General features: G+C 59.9%; 18 protein-coding genes. 9 read left to right on the top strand and 9 right to left on the bottom strand.

The annotated features are described in order from the left end of the window. Nucleotides 1-26: 26 nt before the first annotated feature. Genes ung through galE form a run of 3 tightly spaced genes read right to left on the bottom strand, consistent with a single transcriptional unit; the run spans nt 27 to nt 2129 of the window. Nucleotides 27-719: a uracil-DNA glycosylase gene (ung, locus tag JNB91_RS00340; RefSeq protein WP_220323530.1), complete on the bottom strand. Its 693-nt coding sequence runs from the start codon at nt 717-719 to the stop codon at nt 27-29. A gap of 12 nt (nt 720-731) precedes the next feature. Then, nucleotides 732-1127, bottom strand: coding sequence for a VOC family protein (locus JNB91_RS00335; RefSeq protein WP_220323529.1), 396 nt, complete (start codon nt 1125-1127; stop codon nt 732-734). 12 nt (nt 1128-1139) lie between these two features. After that, entirely contained in the window at nt 1140-2129 is a 990-nt protein-coding gene (gene galE / locus JNB91_RS00330) for a UDP-glucose 4-epimerase GalE (protein WP_220323528.1), read from the bottom strand. 188 nt (nt 2130-2317) lie between these two features. On the opposite strand from galE, the gene JNB91_RS00325 reads away from it, so the two are divergent. Then, on the top strand, nt 2318-2674 hold the full coding sequence (locus tag JNB91_RS00325) for a YbaN family protein (protein ID WP_220323527.1): 357 nt from the start codon (nt 2318-2320) through the stop codon (nt 2672-2674). Between the two features lie 3 nt (nt 2675-2677). Here the strand turns inward: JNB91_RS00325 and JNB91_RS00320 are convergent, their stop codons facing one another. Genes JNB91_RS00320 through JNB91_RS00310 form a run of 3 tightly spaced genes read right to left on the bottom strand, consistent with a single transcriptional unit; the run spans nt 2678 to nt 5438 of the window. After that, complete coding sequence (locus JNB91_RS00320; RefSeq protein WP_220323526.1) at nt 2678-3460, bottom strand: heme ABC transporter ATP-binding protein; 783 nt, start codon at nt 3458-3460, stop codon at nt 2678-2680. Beyond that, entirely contained in the window at nt 3457-4527 is a 1071-nt protein-coding gene (locus tag JNB91_RS00315) for a FecCD family ABC transporter permease (RefSeq protein WP_223217994.1), read from the bottom strand. The genes JNB91_RS00320 and JNB91_RS00315 overlap by 4 nt, the downstream gene beginning before the upstream one ends. Nucleotides 4528-4541: 14 nt before the next feature. Then, the gene (locus JNB91_RS00310) at nt 4542-5438 is read right to left on the bottom strand and encodes a heme/hemin ABC transporter substrate-binding protein (protein ID WP_220323524.1); all 897 of its coding nucleotides are present in this window, start codon (nt 5436-5438) and stop codon (nt 4542-4544) included. A 165-nt stretch (nt 5439-5603) separates the two neighbouring features. Between JNB91_RS00310 and hmuQ the strand changes: the two genes are divergently transcribed. Then, a complete protein-coding gene (gene hmuQ / locus JNB91_RS00305; protein WP_112454187.1) occupies nt 5604-5951 on the top strand; it encodes a heme-degrading protein HmuQ in 348 nt (115 codons plus the stop codon). A 9-nt stretch (nt 5952-5960) separates the two neighbouring features. Further along, on the top strand, nt 5961-6479 hold the full coding sequence (gene hutX, locus JNB91_RS00300; protein ID WP_220323523.1) for a heme utilization cystosolic carrier protein HutX: 519 nt from the start codon (nt 5961-5963) through the stop codon (nt 6477-6479). 79 nt (nt 6480-6558) lie between these two features. On the opposite strand, the gene JNB91_RS00295 is transcribed toward hutX, so the two are convergent. Next, entirely contained in the window at nt 6559-6747 is a 189-nt protein-coding gene (locus JNB91_RS00295) for a DUF3008 family protein (RefSeq protein WP_220323522.1), read from the bottom strand. Nucleotides 6748-6901: 154 nt separating this feature from the next. On the opposite strand from JNB91_RS00295, the gene JNB91_RS00290 reads away from it, so the two are divergent. The 5 genes from JNB91_RS00290 (at nt 6902) to treY (ending at nt 13292) form a co-directional block, all read left to right on the top strand. Continuing rightward, on the top strand, nt 6902-7123 hold the full coding sequence (locus JNB91_RS00290; RefSeq protein ID WP_220323521.1) for a hypothetical protein: 222 nt from the start codon (nt 6902-6904) through the stop codon (nt 7121-7123). A gap of 186 nt (nt 7124-7309) precedes the next feature. Continuing rightward, nucleotides 7310-8104: a nucleotidyltransferase family protein gene (locus tag JNB91_RS00285; protein WP_220323884.1), complete on the top strand. Its 795-nt coding sequence runs from the start codon at nt 7310-7312 to the stop codon at nt 8102-8104. Then, the gene (locus JNB91_RS00280) at nt 8101-8838 is read left to right on the top strand and encodes a metallophosphoesterase family protein (protein ID WP_220323520.1); all 738 of its coding nucleotides are present in this window, start codon (nt 8101-8103) and stop codon (nt 8836-8838) included. The genes JNB91_RS00285 and JNB91_RS00280 overlap by 4 nt, the downstream gene beginning before the upstream one ends. Nucleotides 8839-8934: 96 nt before the next feature. Continuing rightward, a complete protein-coding gene (gene treZ / locus JNB91_RS00275; protein WP_220323519.1) occupies nt 8935-10746 on the top strand; it encodes a malto-oligosyltrehalose trehalohydrolase in 1812 nt (603 codons plus the stop codon). Beyond that, a complete protein-coding gene (treY, locus tag JNB91_RS00270) occupies nt 10743-13292 on the top strand; it encodes a malto-oligosyltrehalose synthase (protein ID WP_223217993.1) in 2550 nt (849 codons plus the stop codon). The genes treZ and treY overlap by 4 nt, the downstream gene beginning before the upstream one ends. 388 nt (nt 13293-13680) lie before the next feature. On the opposite strand, the gene JNB91_RS00265 is transcribed toward treY, so the two are convergent. Next, nucleotides 13681-14085, bottom strand: coding sequence for a DUF983 domain-containing protein (locus tag JNB91_RS00265; protein ID WP_220323518.1), 405 nt, complete (start codon nt 14083-14085; stop codon nt 13681-13683). 138 nt (nt 14086-14223) lie between these two features. After that, a complete protein-coding gene (locus JNB91_RS00260; protein ID WP_220323517.1) occupies nt 14224-14520 on the bottom strand; it encodes a putative periplasmic lipoprotein in 297 nt (98 codons plus the stop codon). Nucleotides 14521-14680: 160 nt separating this feature from the next. Here JNB91_RS00260 and JNB91_RS00255 point away from each other — a divergent pair, with 160 nt between their 5' ends. Beyond that, nucleotides 14681-16042 carry an amidase gene (locus tag JNB91_RS00255; RefSeq protein ID WP_430736227.1) on the top strand — a complete coding sequence of 454 codons (1362 nt, stop codon included), beginning with the start codon at nt 14681-14683 and terminating at the stop codon, nt 16040-16042. Nucleotides 16043-16050 lie beyond the last annotated feature (8 nt).

Below are 16050 nucleotides of genomic sequence, written 5' to 3'. Positions count from 1 at the left end.
GACGAGAACTCGCCAACGTTCACCAATCAGACAGTTTCCGGCAGTTGCCAATTGATCGCATCTTTGCCGATCGACTGGAGATAGTCGTTCGTCTTGGAAAACGGCCGCGAGCCGAGAAAGCCGTTATGGGCTGAAAGCGGCGACGGATGCGCCGATTTCAGCACCAGATGCCGCTCCTGATCGACGAAGGCTGCCTTCTTCTGCGCGTAGGAACCCCAGAGGATGAAGACGATGCCGTCACACTCATCGTTGACCGTGCGAATGACCGCATCGGTGAACTTTTCCCATCCCTTGCCCTGATGCGCAGCCGCTTGGCCCTCTTCCACTGTCAGCACGCTGTTCAGAAGCAACACGCCCTGTTCCGCCCAGCTTTCGAGAAAGCCGTGTTTTGCCGGCGGAATATCAAGATCGGCCTGCATCTCCTTGTAGATATTGACGAGCGACGGCGGCGTTTTCACGCCGGGCTGGACCGAGAAGCACAGACCATGCGCCTGGCCTGCCCCGTGATACGGATCCTGGCCGAGGATGACGACCTTCACCTCGTCGAGTGGGGTAAGGTCGAGCGCGCGAAAATACTCGGAACCCTTTGGGAAGATTCGTTTTCCGGCCTGCTTTTCTGAGACGAGAAAACGCTTGAGATCGGCCATATAGGGATCGGCAAACTCACCCTCCAGAGCGAATTTCCAGCTCTCCTCCAGCTTGATCTCACCTTCAGCCATTGCATTCACCCCTTACTGAAACCTGCCACCGCGCTGGATGACTTCCGTCTTGTAGCCATCCGGATCGGTCACGAAGAAGAACTTTGCGAACGGCTTGCCCTCATGCGGCATCTCGACGAGCTTGCCGACGGTGAGGCCCAGATCGGTAAAGCGCTTGTATTCGGCTTCGATATCCTCAACCGTCACCGCCAGATGGCCGTAACCATTGCCGAGATCGTAAGGCTCTGTGCGTCCCGAATTTACAGTCAGTTCCAGCTCGAACCCGGTTTCCGGGTTCGAGAGATAGATCAGCGTGAACCCGTCGAAGGGCACGCGGCTGGCGACTGTCAGACTAAAGGCCTTGTCGTAAAAATCGACCGACCGCGCCTCTTCGAGCACGCGGATCATCGAATGGACCAATTTGGCCATGAACAATCTTCCTTACTGCAGAACGTGGTTCGAGCGGGAATGCCAGTCCCACGCGGACTTAATGATGTCGTTGAGCGAATATTTCGGTTCCCAGCCCAGCACCTCGCGCGCCTTGTCGTTGTTGGCGACGAGCGAGGTGGAATCGCCCTCGCGACGCCCGACATATTCCACCGGGAACGGCTTGCCGGAAACCTCCGAAATCGCCGCGAGCAGCTCTTTCACGGTCGTGCCGGTACCGGTGCCGAGATTGAGTTCGACCATCTCACCACCTGCAAGCAGGTAATCAACGGCGCGGACATGCGCATCGGCAAGGTCGAGAACGTGGATATAGTCACGCACACAAGTGCCGTCGCGCGTGTCATAGTCATCACCAAAAACCTTGAAACCCTGGCGGCGGCCGAGAGCGGCCTCGATGGCGAGCGGGATCGCATGGGTTTCCGGCGTATGCCATTCACCGATGCGGCCCTCGAAATCGGCCCCGGCTGCATTGAAGTAGCGCAGCATCACGGACTTCAGGCCCATATACTGGCCATAATCCTTCAGCGCCTGTTCGATGATGTATTTGGTGCGGCCGTAAGGGTTGATCGGCGCCTGGCCATGGGTCTCGTCCATCGGCACCTGAACCGGCAGGCCATAGGTCGCGCAGGTCGAGGAAAAGACGAAGGCCTTGACGCCCGCCTTCATTGCAGCCGACATCAGCGTCAGCGCGCCGACCACATTGTTGTCATAAAATCCGACCGGATTCTTGACCGATTCCCCCACCTCGATCAGCGCTGCGAAATGCAGAACCGCTTCCGGCTTGTGCTTGGCAAACACTTCATCGAGACGGTCGTGGTCCCGGATATCGCCCTCTTCGAGTTCACCCCAGCGGACGAATTCCGCATGTCCATTCGAGAGATTGTCGAAAACGACGGGCTCGTAACCTCTTTCAGCCAGTACCAGACACGTATGGGAACCGATATAACCGGCACCGCCCACCACAAGCACTTTCTTCTTCGACATCATGTCCTCAAAGGTTGTTGAAGCCGGCGGCAATATAGCTCCCCGGGATCAAATGGGAAGGGCGCATGCTGCACATGCACAGCAGCTAAAAATTGCGGTGCGATCTTGCCCCGCCGAGTTGACTCTTTACATGAGGACGCGGCAAGCAAACTTGTCTATCCTGTTCAGGTTTTCGCCATAGGCCCTTCATGCGTTACGTCTTTCTCTGTCTCGGCTGGTTTTTCGTCGCGCTTGGCGTGATCGGCGCATTTCTGCCTGTCCTGCCGACGACGCCTTTCCTGCTGCTGGCCGTCGCCTGTTTCGCGCGCTCGTCACCGAAGCTGGAGGCATGGCTGATGGAGCACAAGACCTTCGGCCCGCCGCTGAAAAACTGGCGCGAGCGCGGCGCGATTTCACGGCGTGCGAAGATAACGGCGATATCGCTGATGGCGCTGAGTTATGCCGGTTTCTGGTTCGGCTCGCACCCAGCCACTTGGCTTGCAATCCTGGTCGCGGCCTGCATGATCGGGCCTGCAATCTTCATGCTGACCCGACCGAGCAACTGAGTTTTACCGGTGGCGTGACTGCGGCAAAACATAGGGAATATGCGCCGCCGGCACACGCCCGACGGCACCGGCGATACCATAGACGGACGCAATGATATCGTCGTTCACCGTCTCATGGCAGGCACCTTCCGCCACCACCCGGCCGTGATGCAGCACCACGAGATGATCGGCAAATTCCGCCGCCAGATTGAGGTCATGCAGGATGGCAAGCACCATGCCGCCCGCCGAGGCAAAGTCCCGCGCCGTTTCCAGCACCGAAATCTGATGGCCGAGATCGAGGCTTGCGGTCGGCTCGTCTAGAAAGAGCGCCCGCGGGGCGCCATCGACAACCGCCTGCGGCACCTGCGCCAGCGCGCGGGCAAACTGTACGCGCTGCTGCTCGCCACCCGACATGGACGGATAGGGACGGCTCTCGAAACCGCGCAGTCCGACGCGCGACAGGGCCTTACGCGCTTCTTCGCTAGGGTTGAGCGCACCATGTGCGACAGCGCCCATGCGCGCGATTTCCAGTGCCGTGAACGGGAAGGCCAGCTGCGTCGCCTGCGGCAGCACCGCACGACGCTTTGCCAGATCAGCCGGCTGGCAGAGATCGACGCTCGTCCCGTAATAGGAAACAATGCCGCTATCCGGCTTCATCTCGCCCGACAAAACCTTCATCAGCGTAGACTTTCCGGCTCCGTTCGGGCCGATGACGACGGTGAACTGGCCGGGCTTCAGCTCGATCGAGATCGTATCGATCAGCTTGCGACCCGAACGGCTGACGGTAACCTTCTCCGCGATGATCATGGCAGATCCCTTGCGCCGATGCCGTTCTTGCCGATCAGCAGGAACAGGAAGACAGGTGCGCCGAAAAGCGCGGTCACGACACCGATCGGCAGCTCCATAGGTGCCGCAACGGTTCGCGACACCGCGTCGGCAATCAGAAGCAGCGCGCCCCCTCCCAATGCGCACCCGGGCAGCAGGAAGCGATGCGACGGCCCCATGGCAAGCCTCAAAAGATGCGGCACGACGATGCCGACAAAGCCGATCGAGCCGGCAACCGCAACGGTCGCACCACAGGCGGCAGCCACGGCAACGATGACGATCCGCTTCAGGCGCTGTACCGGGACCCCCATATGGAAGGCCGCGGCATCGCCGAGGATCAGCGCATCCAGCCCCTTGGAGACAAAGGGAATGATCGCCATGACGAAAGCAATGAAGGGCAGGATCGAAAGCACGCGGCCATAGGTAGCCCCACCGAGCGACCCGAGGCTCCAGAAGGTGATGTCGCGCAATTGCCGGTCATCGGCAACCACGATCAGCAGCCCCATAAGCGCTCCGGCAAGCGCGCCAATGGCAATCCCGCAAAGAATGAGCGCGGTGGTCGACGTACGTCCGTCCCGCGTGGCAATCGCATAGAGAACCCATGTGACGATCAGACCGCCGAAAAATGCCATCAGCGGCAGGAACTGGCTTCCGAGCAGCATTGCGACGGGAGCAAGCACGCCGCCGCCGAGCACGATGGCGCAGACCGCGGCGAGCCCCGCACCGGATGTCACACCGACAATGCCGGGATCGGCCAGCGGATTGCGAAAAAGGCCCTGCATCATGGCGCCGGAGACGGCGAGCCCCGCACCGATCAGCAGCCCGAGAGCCGTGCGCGGCAAGCGCACCGCTTCGAGGATAACCCGCTCCTGCGTCGTCAGGCTTTCTCCATTGCCGGTGAGATAGGCGAACAGATCGCGCAGCCCCACGCCGGTCGGCCCCACATGCAGAGAGATCAGACAGGAGAGGACGAGAAGAATGGCCAGGAGAAAGAGCACCAGCACGCCCTGAGACGTCCTGTCTCCCTCACCTGTTCGGCGAAAGGGCATGGCGAGCGCTTTCATCAGTTGATCTCGCCCGGATAGATTTTCGCCGCGAGTGCACGCGCTGCTTCCGGCGTACGCGGACCGAAGCCGAGCAGCATCAGTCCGTCCATGGAAACCAGCGCCTTATTGGCTGCAGCGGGTGTTGTCTGCATGGAAGGTAAGGCAAACATCTGTTCCGGCGTGATCGAGTGGTCGCCGCGCGACATGGAGAGGATCACATCCGGTGCCGCGGCAATCACCGCCTCGTCTGACATCGGCTTGTAACCGTTGATCGTCGGAGCAGCATTGACGCCGCCCGCCATCTCGATGATCGCGCCGGCTTCGGTATCTGCACCACCTGCCATCAGGCGACCATTGGCGACGGAGAGAACGAACAGCACCTTTTTCTTCTGGCCACCGTTCTTTTCACTGATCTTTGCGACATCGGCGGCCACCGCCTTCAACCCATCCTCGGTCTTCGTCGCCAGCGCCTCGGCCTTGTCCGACAAGCCGACAGCCGCGCCGACATCACGGATCTTCTGACCGATCTTGCCGGCTTCCGGCGGTGTCGGGATGATGACCATCGGCACTTCGCTGGCTTTGAGGATTTCCAGAACCGGCGGCGGGCCGGAGCCCTCTTCCATCAGGATCAGATCCGGCTTCTGGCCGAGAATGCCTTCCGCGGAAAGCTGGCGCATATAACCGACATCCGGCTTGGAATTGGCGTCAGCGGGATAGAAGCTGGTGGAATCGCGCGCCACGATACGGTCCTGCGCGCCGAGATCGTAAAGGATTTCAGTGATCGTGCCGCCGACCGAAACGATGCGCTTCGCGTCCGGATTGCCCTTGTCGGCCGCGAGAGCGCCACCGGCGCTTAAAGCCGAACCAACCAGAATGACCGCGAACAGACGTCCGAACCTGGAACAGGAAACCATGATGATCCACCCTTTGGCGTTGCCGCATATTTGATGAAAAACAAGAACGGACAGCGCTGCAAAACTCAATAACTTGAGTTGACTACGCAAGTTTTTTTAGCTTTTCAAGGGGAGAGCCGGCAGATAAGTTGACCGGCGAATGAAACTTAAGTGAGGGAAGTTTCCATGTATATTGCAATGAACCGTTTTCGCGTCGTTCCGGGCTTCGAGGAAGCCTTCGAAGCGATCTGGCGCGATCGTCAGGGCCGCCTTGCGGAACTGCCGGGTTATATCGAATTCCACATGCTGAAAGGCCCCAAGGCCGAAGACCATTCGCTCTACGCATCCCACACGGTCTGGGAAACATTCGAACATTTCAAGGCCTGGACGACGTCCGAACAGTTCCGCGCGGCTCACGCCAATGCCGGCAACAACCGTGGCAAGGTCGAATACCTCTCCGGCCCGCATTTCGAAGGTTTCGAAGTCATCATCCATGAAGACAAGAACGGCGTGCGCGCCGCCGATGCGGCTTGAGGATCATCGATGAACGCCGTAACCGAAATCACAGCTGATCGTCGCGAGCGGGCGCTGGCTGCACTGGCCGAGAAACCCGACGGTATCGTCGAGTCGATCGCGGCTGCTGCCGACGTGACAACCGCTGAAATTCTCGAAATCCTGCCCGAGGGCTCGGCCGTCATTGCGCCGAAAGAGAGCTTTCTCGACATCTGGAACGAACTGACCACCTGGGGCGTCGTGCTCTTCCTCGTCCATACCGAGGACGTCGTTGCCGAAATCGATGGCGAACTGCCGGTTGGCTCAGAGGGTCATGGCTGGTTCAACATCCATGGCGACAGCCCGATCGGTGGTCACATCAAGAAGGACAATTGCGCCTCGATCACCTTCGTCGACCGCGCCTTCCACGGCCGCCGTTCCTGTTCCATCTGGTTCATGAACGCCAAGGGCGCACCGATGTTCAAGATCTTCGTCAAGCGCGACGAAGCACGCGAACTGCTGCCCGAGCAGCTGGCAAAATTCGAAGCGTTGCGCGCCAGCTACGCCTGATCGACAAAAAGAAAAGGCGGGTGCCTGCTGAAGCACCCGCCTTTCCGGGAAGTCCGGGTTCGGACCGGAAATATTGAAGTCAGCGATGCGCGACGTGCTCGGGTTTGCCCTTATGCTTGGTCGAGGCAAACTCCTCCAACTGCTTCTCGCTCATCGATTTTTCCATTTCCTTCGAAGCGCCCTTGAGGTCGCTTTTCTTCGTTTCGCCACGCTTTGCCGAAAGGGCTGCGCCCGCGGCTTTCTGCTGTGCTCGTGATTTTGCCGGCATGTCAGCCTCTCAACTTTGATTGCTCTTATTCCGAACATCGAGGGGACGATTTTCGTTCCATTCGACAAGCGCGGAACCTCTGCATCGGCCAAGGGTTTTCACCGGAAGCCCGCTGCATTTGCGCAGGCGAAAACCCGACGGGAAGGAAATGGCAATGAACGCCGCGAATCCGAACAAGCCTGACATCACCGATATCGAGCGCGAACAACTCGACACGACCAATCCGGAAGCGCTGAAGGAGGCGGCCCGGCTTGGCAACAAAGACGCCTATCTTGTCGAGGCTGACCTTCAGGATGCCGATCAGCGCGAGGACGGCGACCAGCCGGACGGCCGCCCCAGCCCCATGGCCAACGCCGACAATCCCGAAGCCGACTGACGGCACCGACGGAACTTCTCCGGCACCTTCCGTGTTGGCTTTCAACCAGTAAAGCACTGGGAGAAATGGAGACACGCCATGGACGCCGACACGATACCGACGAAGAATTCGGAGCCGACGACCACACAGGGCCTCGCAGGCACCGAGACTGAACGCAGCAGCCATCCCCTGCACCTGATGCCGGGGATGGAGGTAAAGGCTGCTCCGACGCTTGCCGATCCCGATGCGGAAGCCTTCGTTTCCGAAGCACTGGAAGACCTGGTCGCCTGCCACATCCCGTTTCTGCTCGCGGGCACATTCGCGATCAGCGCCTATACCGGCATCACGAGGCCGACCAAGGATCTCGATATTTTCTGCAAGGCTGGCGACTACACCCGCATCCTCGCTCACTTCAAAGAGAAGGGTTACGAGATCGAGGTGGAGGACGACCGCTGGCTTGGCAAGATCAAGAAGGGCCGGCATTTCTGCGATGTCATCTTCGCTGCCTCCAACGGCACGATGCCGATCAGCGACAGCTGGTTCGAAAACGCCCGCCAGATCGAGATGAATGGCCACAAGGTGCGCATCATCGCCCCGACGGAGCTGATCTGGTCGAAATGTTTCGTCCAGCTTCGCCACCGTTACGACGGCGGCGACGTGGTCCACATGATCCTGCGCGCCCATGACCAGATCGATTGGCAAAAGCTGCTCAACTACATGGAAGTGCATTGGGAGGTTCTGCTCATTCACCTCCTGAACTTCCGCTGGATCTACCCGACCGAGCGCGACAAGGTGCCGGACTGGCTGCTCGATGAACTACTGGACCGCCTGAAAGCCCAGCGCGAATTGCCCCTGCCGCAGATGAAGATCTGCCGCGGCCGCATGTTCAGCCGCGTCGATTTCGAGATCGACGTCAAGGAATGGGGCTTTGCCGATGTCGGCGGCGAAGGCGACCTGCGCGACGGCGTGGACGAGGAAACCAGAGAAGGAGGCCCAGCATGAGCAAGGCGCCCGAGAAAAAGCCCAACGGCAAACAGCGCATCGCCGCCGTCGGCGACCTTCACGTCAAGGAACACGGATCGACTTCCTACAAGGAGCTGTTCGCCGAGATCTCGCAAGAGGCTGACATTCTCGTGCTGACCGGCGACCTCACCGATCTCGGCAAGCCGGTGGAGGCCGAATTGCTCGCCGCCGACCTCCGCTCCTGCTCCATCCCGATGGTCGGCGTTCTCGGCAATCACGATTACGAATGCGGCCATGTCGATGAGGTGAAGGCGATCATCAAGGATGCCGGCGTGCATCTGCTCGAAGGCTCCGCGACCGAGATCAACGGCGTCGGTTTCGCTGGCGTCAAAGGCTTTGCCGGCGGCTTCGGCCGCTACATGCTCGGCTCCTTCGGCGAACCGGCGATCAAGGCGATGGTGGCCGAAAGCGTCGAAGAAACGATGCGGCTCGAAAACGCCCTGCGACAGGTGAAATCCGAACGCGCCATGGTGGTGCTGCACTATGCGCCGATCCAGCAGACGGTCGAAGGCGAACCGCCGGAAATCTTTCCGTTCCTCGGCTCCTCGCGCCTTGCCGAAACCATCGATCGCTTCCCGGTCAAGGCCGTCGTCCACGGCCACGCCCATCGCGGCACCTATGAAGGCAAAACGCCGGGCGGCGCGCCGGTCTACAACGTAGCCTCCCATATCGAAAAGCCGACTGGCAAGGCTTACGCGCTGCTGGAATTGTGACGGTACGTCTCCACCTCCAAATAACGCGCCCGGAATGGAACAACCGGGCGCGTTTTCCGTTTGCCGGTCTCGTTCACCAGCGAGGGACCGGATCGCATGACGGGCTTGCATTCCGCCGAGGAGTTTCGCGTTTTTCCAAAGACTTGGGGAGCGGAATATGTCGCTCTCGGCGAGGTGCGTTTCCGGCTGTGGGCACCGGGCGAGAAGGCGGTAAGCCTGCGCCTTGATGGCGAAGACACGGAGATGAGCGCAAGCCGCGACGGCTGGTTCGAAATTCTGGCAACCGGTGTTTCTGCCGGCACCGAATATAACTTCGTCCTCTCCGATGGCACCGTAGTTCCCGACCCCGCCTCCCGCGCCCAAAAGGATGACGTCAACGGCCCGTCGCTCGTCATCGACCCGACCAATTACGATTGGCAGGACACCGACTGGACAGGCCGCCCCTGGGAAGAAGCGGTCGTCTACGAACTGCATTTCGGCACATTCACGCCAGAGGGCACATTCCGCGCCGCGATCGAAAAGCTGCCCTATCTCGCCGATCTCGGCGTCACCATGGTCGAGGTCATGCCGCTCTCCCAGTTCGGCGGCAAGCGTGGCTGGGGTTATGACGGGGTGCTGCTCTACGCCCCCCATTCGGCTTACGGCCCGCCCGAGGACTTCAAGGCCTTCGTCGATGCCGCCCACGGCCAAGGCATTTCCGTCGTGCTCGATATCGTCCTCAACCACTTTGGGCCCGAGGGCAATTATCTGCCGCTTCTGGCGCCCGACTTCTTCCACAAGGAGCGCATGACACCCTGGGGCGCGGGCATCGCCTATGATGCCGATGCCGCCCGCCGCTACATCGCGGAGGCTCCGCTCTACTGGCTGGAAGAGTACCATCTCGACGGCCTGCGTTTCGACGCCATCGACCAGATCGAGGATCCGTCCGACAAACATATCCTGATCGAGATCGCCGAACGCATCCGCGCCGAGATCACCGATAGGCCGATCCACCTGACGACCGAAGACTGCCGCAACGTCACCTTTCTGCACCCCCGCGACGAGGATGGCTCCGTGCCGCTTTTCACCGGCGAATGGAACGATGATTTTCACAATGCCGTCCACGTCTTCGCCACCGGCGAGACCCATGCCTATTACCAGGATTTTGCGCAGAACCCGGAAAAGCTTGTCGCCCGATGCCTGGCGGAAGGCTTTGCCTATCAGGGCGAGGTCTCACCGCAATCGGGCGAGAAACGTGGCACCGACAGCACCGGCCAGCCACCCGTCGCCTTCGTCGATTTCATCCAGAACCACGACCAGACCGGCAACCGCGCCCAAGGCGAGCGCCTTATCTCGCTGGCCGGCGATACACGAACGAAAATTCTGCTCGCCACCCTGCTTCTGTCGCCGCATATCCCGCTGATTTTCATGGGCGAGGAATATGGCGAGACCAACCCGTTCCTGTTCTTCACCGATTTCCACGGCGATCTGGCCAGGGCGGTGCGCGAGGGCCGCGCGAAGGAATTCGAAGGCCATGCCGGCCATGGCGAGAAGGTGCCGGATCCAAATGCGAAAAAGACCTTCGAAGCCTCCAGGCTGGATTGGGGAAAGCTTCAAACGCCGGAAGGGCGGGATTGGCTTGAGTTCACTCGAGATCTGCTGAAACTGAGGCAAGAGATCGTGGTCCCTCTTCTGGCAACGGCAAAAGGCGGTACCGGCCGAGTAATCGAAACCGACACCGGATATCTCGCCGTCTCATGGGATTTCCCGAAGGGTCGCCTCGCGATCGCGCTCAACATCGGCAGTGATGCAAGACCGCTGCCGAATATGCCAAGCAAGGCGGTTTATGCGTATCCGAAGAAGGACCATCCGGAACGGATGAGCGAACTGCCCCCCAACTCCATCCTCTTCAGCTTTGAGAAGGCATGAGCCGCCGCATGATCCCGACCGCGACCTACCGTATCCAGTTCCGCAACGGCATGACCTTCGACCGCGCCGCCGGTCTCCTGCCCTATCTGAAACGGCTCGGCATCAGCCATCTCTACGCCTCGCCGATCTTCACCGCCACGACCGGATCGACTCACGGTTATGACGTCACCGATGCCAACGAGATCGATCCTGCTATCGGCGGCCGCGAGGGTTTCGATCGCATGGTCGCGGCGCTGAAGGCGGAAGGCCTCGGCCTGATCCTCGACATCGTGCCGAACCACATGGCGGCCTCGCTGGAAAACCCGTGGTGGCGTGATGTCATAGAGCAGGGCGAAAAAAGCCTCTATGCCAGCCATTTCGATATCGACTGGTCGCGCCGCCTCACCCTGCCCTTCCTTGGCGATACGTTCGAAAAGGTGCTGGAGGCCGGAGAAATATCGGTGAAGCCGGATCCGGCAACCGGCAAACCGGCCCTCGCCTATTACGATACCTTCTACCCGCTGAACCCGGATAGCTATGCCGAACGTGAAGCGGACATTCTGCAGCTCACCGACAAGACCGCGATCGCCGATCTGCACGCGCAGCAGCCCTATCGGCTGATGTCCTGGCGGGATGCGCCGCGTGACCTCTCCTATCGCCGCTTCTTCGAGATCACCGGCCTTGCAGGTGTCCGGGTGGAAGACGATGGCGTCTTTGACGACACCCATCGCCTTATCCTTGAGCTTGTCCGCTCCGGCGCGGTGGACGGATTGCGCGTCGATCATGTCGATGGCCTTGCCGATCCCAAATCCTATCTCGAACGTCTGCGGCAGGAGACTGGTCCCGATTGTTACATCACAGTCGAGAAGATCCTTGGTGAAGGCGAGGATATATCGCCCGACTGGCCGGTCTCAGGAACAACCGGTTACGAATTCATCGCAGCCATCAGCGACGCGCTGGTCGATGGCGATAGGTTGAGCAAGCTTCATGAGGCCTATGCATCGGCAACCGGAACCTCCCCGGATATGCACAAGGAGCTGCGCAGCGCCAAATTGCTGATGGCGGACAATAACTTCGCCGGTGAAGTTGCAACCCTCGTCAAGCTTGCTGAATCGATACATGAAGAGCTTCAGAGCACATCCCCCCTTTCATCCGGGTCGATCGCATCCGGCCTTAGGGACCTGCTCGTCGCCTTCCCCGTCTACCGCACCTATGGCACCGCTGGCGGCATGCCACCCGAAGGCAGGCAGATGCTGGAAAAGGTCATGGGCGATATCCGGCGCAACCAGCCGGCAGCCGACCTAACTGCATTGCCATTCCTGGCGCGGATCATGAACGGCGACGTTCCGGCTCCGTTGTCTGACAAGGCCTCGACATTTCCTACCCGCTTCCAGCAACTGACCGGTCCCCTGATGGCAAAGTCAGTGGAGGACACGCTCTTCTTCCGCCATCACGCCCTGCTTGCCCTGAATGAAGTCGGCGCCGAGCCTCTGCCTCGAGAGTTTCGCCTGGACCACTTCCATTCGCAAATGACCGAGCGGCAGAAACGCCAGCCGGATGGCCTGTCAGGCACTTCCACCCATGACACAAAACGAGGTGAAGACGCCCGTGCGCGCCTTTATGCGCTGAGCGAAGCACCGCAGATCTGGGCGGATGCAGTCGCGCGTTGGCGGCGGATGAACAGTGCCGCCGTGGCCCGGCTTGACGATGGCCCCGCTCCGGAGCCGGCTGTGGAATGGATGCTGTATCAGGCGCTTGCCGGTGTCTGGCCGCCCGAGCTGTTGCCAGACGACGCAGATGGCCTTGCGGAACTGGAAGAACGTTTCCAGGCCTATGCCGAAAAGGCCATTCGCGAGGCGAAGCTACGGACGAACTGGGCTGACGGAAACACAGCCTACGAGACCGCCGTAAGGGAATACGTCCATGCGATGCTCTCGCCCGAAAATCAGGCTTTTCTCGGTGATTTCGTCGCCACCCTTCGCCCCTTTATCCGAGCCGGCAGTGTCAATTCCATCACCCAAACGATCATCAAGCTGACAGCACCCGGCGTGCCGGACATCTATCAGGGCAGCGAGACCTGCGATCTGTCGCTTGTCGATCCCGACAACCGCCGCGAACCGGATTTCGAAATGCTGATGGAACGGTTTTCAGAACAGGAAAGGCTGAACTCCACCGAGGAAGAGGACTGGCTGAGCGGCCACCTGAAACAACAGGTCATCGGCAAATTGCTGAAGCTTCGCAACAACCTGCCGGACCTTTTCCGCAATGGCCGATATCTTCCTCTCGAAGCCACCGGCATAAGAGCCGGAAACATCGTTGCTTTCGCGCGGAGTGACGATCGAGACGCGGTGCTGGTCATCGCTCCACGGCTTGTGCTGGAGGCGCTGCAGGATCTGGCCTCAGCTCGCTCCGCGCACTGGGCTGAAACGCGTGTCGCCCTACCGCCAGTGCTTGCCGGGCGGCGCTGCCGGGACATTTTTACGGATAGGGCCTTCGACTTCGGTGAGGACGCGTCGGTCAACTGGGCCTTCGCCGATCACCCTTTCGCTGTCCTCGTCGCGGAGTAACTTAAGGCAGCTGAATAAAAGAAACCGCCGGACGTCTTAAGCCCAGCGGTTTTCTGTGTCGCCGTCTCCGGTCTTCGCGTTCAACGAAGCCCGAAGAAGGAAAGGATGGCAAGGACGATAACAACGGCTCCGACGAGCCAGATTATGCTGTTCATGATACTCTCCTGAAAGGTTTGACACCGTAAGGCGGGTCGGCCTCGGTCATGCAAAACCGACAAGATTGAGAACCGCGATAACGATCACGACTGCTCCGACCAACCAGATGATGCTGTTCATGACGTTCTCCTTTTGATGTCGCAAAAGTGAACGGCCGCAACCTCAAAAGGTTCCCGGATTGACACGCTGTTTGGCGATCATTTTCAGAAGCGTAGAACCAGCCGGAAAGACCTCAAGGTCCGTCCCGTCTCAAGCCCGAGTTGCGATCGAGCTTTCCGTGTTCCGCCTTGTAGAAATACTGGTTCGACAACAGCCAGCCCTTGAGCGGTCTGAGCGGAAGGATGCAGGTCAAAAGCAGAAATGGCAGCGATGTGAAGAAATGCATCCAGAACGGAGGCTGGTAGACGATCTCGATCAGCACGGCGAGCGCCACGCTCGGCACGCAGGCGAAACAGACGACGAAGAAGGCAGGCCCATCGGCGGGATCGGCAAAACCGTAATCCAGCCCGCAAACCTCGCAACTCGGCTTCATATCAAGAAAGCCGTCGAACAGATGGCCCTGCCCACAGCGGGGGCAACGACCGCGCAATCCGGTGGTAGACGGCGAAAGTGTCGGCCAATGTGCATCATGTCCCATGGATCCGGCTTCCTCTCGAAGTTCATCTGGAGAATGCCTAACCCCGAACATTAGCAATCATCAAGGCAACAAGATGTAGCGCGTCAATCTGCCCATCCCGAAAGATGCATTCGTCAAAACCGCAACTTTAGTTGGAGATTAGTCCCAGAAACGCTCCCGCTTCACATAGCGGTCGACGATTTTCAGGCTGCGATCCGGTTCGATCATGTAGGTTTCATGCACCTCCCGGCCCAGCTGGTTGGTGAATTCATGCGAAAACGTGCTGCCGACAGGCGATCTGGTTAGCTTGGTGCGCGGCTGACCACCATAGGTGATGCTGCCTGGTATGGGTGCAAGACCCGGCCCGCTGTTGAAACTGTAGCCGACGGTAGTGGCCGAGGCCGAGCAGCCCGCGAGAGCGAGCGCCAGGATGGATAAGACAAGAGCCGGTTTCATGGCATCATCCTTGAACGGAAGGATCGGCGAGGCGACCCCTATCTGTGTTTCTGACGATGAAATAGGGCTCTGCGGATAATTCCGCTACCCTTGCCGGAGATATCGGCTACATCTTTGAGCCAGCCATTCCAATGAAGCCAATCCGTTTAAGGAAGCATTCGTGAGAAGACCTGTTTCCGGCATGTCCGTTGCCGAGTTGTCGATGTTGATCCACTCGGGCGTCATGAGCCCCGTCGAGGTAACCGAAGCGGTCTTCGACGCCATCGACCGCCACGCCGACAAATCCATATTTATATCGCTCCTGAAAGACCGCGCGATGGACGAAGCAGCGGCCGCTGCCAAGCGTGTCGCAGACGGCCGTTCACTCGGCTTGCTGGATGGTATCCCGATCGCCTGGAAGGATCTGTTCGACATCGAGGGACTGGCAACCACGGCAGGCTCCACCGTTCTGGCGAGCAATGCACCAGCGACGAAGGATGCCGCGGTGGTCGAATTCGTGCGGCAGTCCGGCATGGTCGCGATCGGCCGCACCAACATGAGCGAGTTCGCCTTCTCCGGCATCGGCATCAACCCGCATTACGGCACGCCGCACAATCCGAAAAGCACGGATGTCCCGCGCGTTTCCGGCGGTTCGTCGTCCGGTTCGGCGGTCGCTGTCGCGGCAGGCCTCGTTCCGGTCGCGATCGGCACCGATACCGGCGGCTCGATCCGCATCCCGGCCGCCTTCAACGGCATCGTCGGCTATAAGGCAAGCCGCGGCCGTTATGCGATGGATGGCGTCTTCCCCCTGGCAAAGAGCCTCGATTGTCTCGGCCCGCTCTGCCGCACAGTCCAGGACGCCATCTGGGTCGATGCCGCCATGCGCGGCGCAACCCGGCCGGAAATTACCCGCACAACGGACGCAAGGCTTGATATCGTCGTGCCTGAAAACGGTGTCTTCGACGGCGCCGAGCCGGGCGTCATCGAAGCTTTCGAAGCGGCTATTTCGCGTCTCGAAAAAGCCGGCGCCCGGATCGAGCGCATTCGTATCCCGGCATTCGATGCCATCACCGATCTCGTCAAGGCGCGCGGTGCGCTTGTTACAGCAGAAGCCTTTGCCCTTCATCGCGAACGACTGACAGGCGCCATTGCCGATCAGATCGACCCGCGCGTCGTCGCCCGTATCAAACTCGGTGAAAAGACAAGCATGGCGGATTACATCGACATACTCGATATCCGCCGCCGCCTGACCGAAGAAACAGAAGACCTGCTCGCCGGACGTCTGGTGGCCTTCCCTTCGGTCGCCCATGTCGCGCCTGCAATCGATCCACTGCTCGCCGATGACGACCTGTTCTTTGCCGTGAATGGCAAGACATTGCGCAACACCGGCTTCGGCAATTTCCTCGACTGGTGCGGCGTCTCCATTCCCTGCGGCACCGGCGATGCGGGAATGCCAGTCGGCTTGCTGCTCTCGGGCGTTGCCGGAGATGACGAAAAGCTGCTCACCGCAGCGCTTCGATACGAGGATGTCATAAGGGGATGATGACCGGC

The organism is Aliirhizobium wenxiniae, assembly GCF_019511445.1.
Lineage (GTDB): Bacteria > Pseudomonadota > Alphaproteobacteria > Rhizobiales > Rhizobiaceae > Neorhizobium > Neorhizobium wenxiniae_A.
This window is presented reverse-complemented; position numbering and strand designations above follow the sequence as displayed.

Coding starts and splice junctions, on each gene's coding strand:
- JNB91_RS00290 (WP_220323521.1), top strand. CDS start 6,902: ATGAACGCCGCGAATCCGAACAAGCCTGACATCACCGATATCGAGCGC.
- ung (WP_220323530.1), bottom strand. CDS start 719: ATGGCTGAAGGTGAGATCAAGCTGGAGGAGAGCTGGAAATTCGCTCTG.
- galE (WP_220323528.1), bottom strand. CDS start 2,129: ATGTCGAAGAAGAAAGTGCTTGTGGTGGGCGGTGCCGGTTATATCGGT.
- hmuQ (WP_112454187.1), top strand. CDS start 5,604: ATGTATATTGCAATGAACCGTTTTCGCGTCGTTCCGGGCTTCGAGGAA.
- JNB91_RS00260 (WP_220323517.1), bottom strand. CDS start 14,520: ATGAAACCGGCTCTTGTCTTATCCATCCTGGCGCTCGCTCTCGCGGGC.
- JNB91_RS00325 (WP_220323527.1), top strand. CDS start 2,318: ATGCGTTACGTCTTTCTCTGTCTCGGCTGGTTTTTCGTCGCGCTTGGC.
- JNB91_RS00265 (WP_220323518.1), bottom strand. CDS start 14,085: ATGGGACATGATGCACATTGGCCGACACTTTCGCCGTCTACCACCGGA.
- treZ (WP_220323519.1), top strand. CDS start 8,935: ATGACGGGCTTGCATTCCGCCGAGGAGTTTCGCGTTTTTCCAAAGACT.
- hutX (WP_220323523.1), top strand. CDS start 5,961: ATGAACGCCGTAACCGAAATCACAGCTGATCGTCGCGAGCGGGCGCTG.
- JNB91_RS00280 (WP_220323520.1), top strand. CDS start 8,101: ATGAGCAAGGCGCCCGAGAAAAAGCCCAACGGCAAACAGCGCATCGCC.
- JNB91_RS00335 (WP_220323529.1), bottom strand. CDS start 1,127: ATGGCCAAATTGGTCCATTCGATGATCCGCGTGCTCGAAGAGGCGCGG.
- JNB91_RS00315 (WP_223217994.1), bottom strand. CDS start 4,527: ATGCCCTTTCGCCGAACAGGTGAGGGAGACAGGACGTCTCAGGGCGTG.
- JNB91_RS00285 (WP_220323884.1), top strand. CDS start 7,310: ATGGAGGTAAAGGCTGCTCCGACGCTTGCCGATCCCGATGCGGAAGCC.
- JNB91_RS00310 (WP_220323524.1), bottom strand. CDS start 5,438: ATGGTTTCCTGTTCCAGGTTCGGACGTCTGTTCGCGGTCATTCTGGTT.
- JNB91_RS00320 (WP_220323526.1), bottom strand. CDS start 3,460: ATGATCATCGCGGAGAAGGTTACCGTCAGCCGTTCGGGTCGCAAGCTG.
- JNB91_RS00295 (WP_220323522.1), bottom strand. CDS start 6,747: ATGCCGGCAAAATCACGAGCACAGCAGAAAGCCGCGGGCGCAGCCCTT.
- treY (WP_223217993.1), top strand. CDS start 10,743: ATGAGCCGCCGCATGATCCCGACCGCGACCTACCGTATCCAGTTCCGC.